We start from the raw sequence: 4274 nt of genomic DNA on the forward strand, positions 1-4274 counted from the left end.
CCAGCCCTTGCCAGGCCGGCAGCAGAATCAACAAGCCGATCACCAGCTTGCAGGCAACGCTGGACCACTGGCTGCTGGTACGCGGATAGGTCAGCACCAGGAAGGTCGCCAACGCCCACCACAGCACGGTTTGCGGGCCTTTGATCACGGTGAGTTTGTCGTAGGTTTCCGGGGAAATGTACGAGGTGGGCGCGTCCATCCGGCCTGGGCAGGCGCCGAGCATCATGCTGCCGTTGGTGAGGATGTTCAGGCGTGAGCCGAACATGCCGCGCAATACCGGGTCGCCATTGGTGCCGCCGTTGCGCACCAGGGCGAAACCGGGGATGGTCTTGAGGTAGTCGCCGCCGTCGCTGGCGGGCACCGGCTGGCGTGGGTCTTTCGGGTTGGTGACCACCGTCAGCGGCGAGCTGGGCGCGATCGCCGTGATCACGGTGGGGCTCAGTTCGTGCTCGGCGTGCTCATCGGTATCGGCATGGGCCTGTGGCATCAAGAGCGCGCCGCACAAAATGGCGAACACGGGAGTGCTTCCCAAGCGGGTGTCAGCAGAAAACCTGGACATGAAAAATTCCATCTATCAATCGTAAACAACACGGCCAGCAGCCTGGGGCTGTCTGTCTAAAGTCGGCCGGGGTGAAGTAACGGTATTAAGTGCTTACGCGGCGATGGGCGGGGCGCGGCTGCGTGCGCCGGGGAAAGTGCTCTGCCGGGCATGGCCCAGGCGCGGTGAGGGGGTGAGGGCGTTGATCGGCGGTGGGGCGCCGAGGGTGAGGTGGGACACGCTGCCAGGCAGTGCCGGGCAACTGAAGAGCAGGCTGCAATAGCCGCACTTTTCCCAGAGGACGTGGTGTTCGTCGGGGGCCTGTTTTTGAGTCGAACGCTGTTGCGGTTCGCCGTGGCACTCGGGCATGTCCATGGACATGCTCATGGACATACCGGCGTGCTGATTCATCGGCATCGCTTGGGAAATCAGCGGACCGATAAAGATCATCAGCATGGCGAACAGGCTGATCCAACTGCCGCGCTTAAGGCTCATGGGCCTGCGGCGATGCACGGACAACCTGGCGCGCGGGGCGCCCATCGAGTGTTGGCCTACTGAGCGTGTTTATGCTCGTGGGGCGCCATCTGCGGGACTTTCTGTACGGACACTTGCACCTCGACGTCCCCGGCTTTTTCGAAGGTCAGGGTCAGTGGGAAGTGTTTGCCGTCAGCCAGCACGCTGCGGTCTTTGAGACCGAACAACATCACGTGATACGCCATGGGGGCGAAGGTCAAGTCACCCTTGGCCGGGACGGCAACGCTGGGCACTTGTTGCATCTTCATCAAGGCGCCTTGCATCACATGCTCATGCAGTTCGGCTGTGTCTGCCACCGGGGTCTTGACGCTGAGCAGGCGGTCCGGGGTTTCGCCGGTATTGTGAACCACAAAGTAGGCCGCGACGGTCGGCGCATTGGGTGGCAATTCCTGGGACCAGGGATCGCTGACCAGCAGGTCGCCGGCCTTGTAGTCATCGGCATTGGCAGCACTGAACGCCGGCAGCAGCAACGCGGCCAGAAGCAGGGAAGATTTGAGCATGGCAGTTCTCCAGAACGGTTCTAAACGCAGTTGATTTGCGAAGACCATCAGACCGTTGGAGAGGCACGCGGGTTAAGGCTCGGCCATTGCTGGCGCGGCGTGGGCGACTGCAATGACGGCGGCGGCAGGCTCTGCACCGCCTCGAACCGTGTGACATACAACAGCGGCACATGCCCCGGCAACGCCACCAACGGCGCCGAGCCCGAGCAACACCAGCAATGCTGCATGGCGGAGTGATCGTCCTGCTGCGGTGCCGGAATGTCCAACTTGCCCAGGGCAATGGTTTTCAGGCTGGCGCCATTGGACGAACAGAAGCTGCCCCACAGCAGTTGCTGCACGGGGTCCTTGGACTGCTGCATCGCCCCGGCCAACGGCATGGCAAAGGCGTTGAACAGCACTGCAAAGCAGGCGATCCAGACGATTGCAAAGCGTTGACGGGCCATGGCGGACAATCCGTAGGGTTAAACGATCAGGTGGGTATTTAGCCTGATCGGGGGGGATAAGTAAAAAGTGGCGGTGTGGTTTGGTGTCGCAGTGTGTCAGACCGCTGTGGCGTGAAGTTTGAGGCCCAACGCTTTCATGACTTTCATGATAGTCGCGAACTCGGGATTGCCAGTGCTGGAGAGGGCTTTGTACAAACTTTCTCGTCCTAGGCCGGCGTCGCGAGCGACTTGGGTCATGCCTTGGGCGCGAGCGATATCGTTCAGCGCTGTGCGAATTAACAGACCGTCGCCAGCATCTTCTTCGAAGCAAGCATCCAGATAGGCGGCCATCTCAAAAGGCGTCTTAAGGTATTTTGCGGCATCGAAACGGGTAAAAGATTCGCTCATAAGTCACTCCTGGCTGCCAAGATTTTTGGCCATGTGTATTGCGCGCTTGATGTCTCGGCTTTGTGTTGATTTGTCGCCGCCCATCAGCAGCAGATACACCACCTTGTCTCGGCGAGTGAAGTAGACCCGATACCCGGGGCCTTGGTGGATTCGCATTTCGCAAACGCCCTCACCTACAGCCTCACAGTCGCCGAAGTTTCCTGCTTGCGCCATGCGCAGCCTCGTCACAACGCGTACTTTTGCGAGCGGATCGCGCATTGCTTCGAGCCATTTGACAAACTCGATAGATTCTTCGAACTCAATCATCGCAAATCGTATTCCTTGGGATACAGAATGGCAAGCTGCGACGCGCTGCAAAAGCAGTGCATCCCCATCGCGCAAGCTGGTGCAAAACCGCGAGAGGGGAGGTTAGGGCGGGGGCTTTTAGCTGAACCAGCCGGCTGGTTCGGAGTTGGTCGTAAGGTGAATCGTCTTTCTGCTGGGTAAACCAAACAGTGGGTGTTTTGGCTAGGTGTTCGTACAAACAGAAACGTGCGACACCTTTTTGAGGTTGCTGGTCGCAAACGTGATCTCTAGTCTGCGGACATCGCTGCAAACTCAGCGATCATGCGACTGCTACGCAGTCGAACGGGAGCAAGTTCCCTCGCCACAGCAAGTCCCCACATTGGCGAGGTGTCGTTTAGCGAGACGAGATTGCCTTTAGCACCGCAGCCACGGTTGTGAATTCTCGATCTGCCGCAGCCAACACCGGCCGCCTCAACACCAACACCGGCACCCCACGCTCGCGCGCCACTTCCAGCTTCGGTTCGGTGGCGGTGCTGCCGCTGTTCTTGCTGATCAGCACATCGATCTGTTGTCGTTCGAACAACGCACGCTCGTCTTCGATCAGAAACGGCCCACGCGCGCCGATCACTTCGCAGCGTTCATTGCCCGGATACACCTCCAGCGCGCGCAGCGTCCAGAACTGTTCCTGCGGGATCTCATCAAGATGCTGCAACGGCTCGCGGCCCAACGTGAACAGCGGGCGTTTGAACGGCTTCAGGGCGTCGATCAGCTCAGCCCAGTCACCGACTTCGCGCCAGTCATCTCCCGCTTGCGCTTGCCACGCCGGGCGGCGCAGGGCCCAACACGGAACACCGCACAACCGCGCCGCCTGGGCGGCGTTGTGGCTGATCTGTGCCGCGTAAGGATGGGTGGCGTCGAGGATCAGGCTGATCTGCTCGTCGCGAACGAACTGCGCCAACCCTTCAACCCCGCCGTAGCCACCGACCCGCACCTGGCACGTGAGGTCAGTCGGCACGCGGCCCACTCCGGCCAAACTATAGATATGTTCCGGCCCCAGGGTGCGGGCGATGGCGAGGGCTTCGGTGACGCCGCCCAGCAGCAGGATGCGTTTCATAGTGGCTTGATTACGTCCAGCAGGGTGATTGGCAGCGCCTGGCGCCAGGTGTCGAATTCACCGAGCGGCTGGGCCTGGGCCACGTGGAGGCGGGTCAGCTCGCCGCCGTGTTGGGCGCGCCAGGCCATCAGGGTCATTTCGCTTTGCAGGGTCACCGCATTGGCGACCAGGCGCCCACCGGGGCGCAGGTGTTGCCAGCAGGTGTCGAGCACGCCGTCGCGGGTGACGCCGCCGCCGATGAAAATCGCGTCGGGCGTTTCCAGGTCGCTGAGAGCCGCAGGTGCGGTGCCGCGTACCAGTTGCAGGCCGGGCACGCCGAGCGCGTCGCGGTTATGTTCGATCAGCGTTTGGCCACCGGCCTGACCCTGCGCGGCACCTGGCTGAACAGCATCATCACCAAACACCCCGACACCACCAACGCGGTGGATGGCGTGCAACTGCCGAACTGGGACGGGTTCATGAAACTCGCCGCG

7 protein-coding genes and 2 pseudogenes are annotated in these 4274 nt (G+C 61.2%); 1 reads left to right on the forward strand and 8 read right to left on the reverse strand.

Translation table 11 applies throughout. From position 1 onward, the window contains the following. The 8 genes and pseudogenes from L9Z73_RS26270 to L9Z73_RS26305 all read right to left on the reverse strand — a co-directional run. Positions 1 to 559: TonB-dependent receptor plug domain-containing protein (locus tag L9Z73_RS26270; protein WP_247407425.1), on the reverse strand; the 559-nt coding region annotated here is incomplete at its 3' end. 93 nt (positions 560 to 652) lie between these two features. Next, the gene (locus tag L9Z73_RS26275; protein WP_247407428.1) at positions 653 to 1078 is read right to left on the reverse strand and encodes a DUF2946 domain-containing protein; all 426 of its coding nucleotides are present in this window, start codon (positions 1076 to 1078) and stop codon (positions 653 to 655) included. An 11-nt stretch (positions 1079 to 1089) separates the two neighbouring features. Further along, the gene (locus tag L9Z73_RS26280) at positions 1090 to 1572 is read right to left on the reverse strand and encodes a copper chaperone PCu(A)C (RefSeq protein WP_247407431.1); all 483 of its coding nucleotides are present in this window, start codon (positions 1570 to 1572) and stop codon (positions 1090 to 1092) included. 47 nt (positions 1573 to 1619) lie between these two features. Then, positions 1620 to 2015 (reverse strand): DUF2946 domain-containing protein, encoded by a 396-nt coding sequence (locus tag L9Z73_RS26285; RefSeq protein ID WP_247407434.1) that lies wholly within the window; start codon positions 2013 to 2015, stop codon positions 1620 to 1622. Positions 2016 to 2111: 96 nt separating this feature from the next. Beyond that, entirely contained in the window at positions 2112 to 2402 is a 291-nt protein-coding gene (locus L9Z73_RS26290; protein WP_198718356.1) for an addiction module antidote protein, read from the reverse strand. 3 nt (positions 2403 to 2405) lie between these two features. Further along, positions 2406 to 2708: a type II toxin-antitoxin system RelE/ParE family toxin gene (locus L9Z73_RS26295; protein ID WP_247407437.1), complete on the reverse strand. Its 303-nt coding sequence runs from the start codon at positions 2706 to 2708 to the stop codon at positions 2406 to 2408. A 373-nt stretch (positions 2709 to 3081) separates the two neighbouring features. Further along, on the reverse strand, positions 3082 to 3801 hold the full coding sequence (locus tag L9Z73_RS26300; RefSeq protein ID WP_247407440.1) for a cobalt-precorrin-6A reductase: 720 nt from the start codon (positions 3799 to 3801) through the stop codon (positions 3082 to 3084). Continuing rightward, positions 3798 to 4157, reverse strand: a pseudogene (locus L9Z73_RS26305) (cobalamin biosynthesis bifunctional protein CbiET); the annotation flags it as partial. The gene L9Z73_RS26300 and the pseudogene L9Z73_RS26305, both read right to left, overlap by 4 nt. On the opposite strand from L9Z73_RS26305, the pseudogene L9Z73_RS26310 reads away from it, so the two are divergent. Continuing rightward, positions 4149 to 4274: pseudogene (locus L9Z73_RS26310) on the forward strand (sugar-transfer associated ATP-grasp domain-containing protein); the annotation flags it as partial. The pseudogenes L9Z73_RS26305 and L9Z73_RS26310 sit on opposite strands and share 9 nt — an antisense overlap.

The sequence above is a fragment of the Pseudomonas emilianonis genome (assembly GCF_023072625.1).
Lineage (GTDB): Bacteria > Pseudomonadota > Gammaproteobacteria > Pseudomonadales > Pseudomonadaceae > Aquipseudomonas > Aquipseudomonas paraveronii.

What these genes read in the sequence shown, in the direction of transcription:
- L9Z73_RS26285 (WP_247407434.1), bottom strand. Translation starts at nt 2,015, where the DNA reads ATGGCCCGTCAACGCTTTGCAATCGTCTGGATCGCCTGCTTTGCAGTG.
- L9Z73_RS26295 (WP_247407437.1), bottom strand. Translation starts at nt 2,708, where the DNA reads ATGATTGAGTTCGAAGAATCTATCGAGTTTGTCAAATGGCTCGAAGCA.
- L9Z73_RS26280 (WP_247407431.1), bottom strand. Translation starts at nt 1,572, where the DNA reads ATGCTCAAATCTTCCCTGCTTCTGGCCGCGTTGCTGCTGCCGGCGTTC.
- L9Z73_RS26300 (WP_247407440.1), bottom strand. Translation starts at nt 3,801, where the DNA reads ATGAAACGCATCCTGCTGCTGGGCGGCGTCACCGAAGCCCTCGCCATC.
- L9Z73_RS26290 (WP_198718356.1), bottom strand. Translation starts at nt 2,402, where the DNA reads ATGAGCGAATCTTTTACCCGTTTCGATGCCGCAAAATACCTTAAGACG.
- L9Z73_RS26275 (WP_247407428.1), bottom strand. Translation starts at nt 1,078, where the DNA reads ATGGGCGCCCCGCGCGCCAGGTTGTCCGTGCATCGCCGCAGGCCCATG.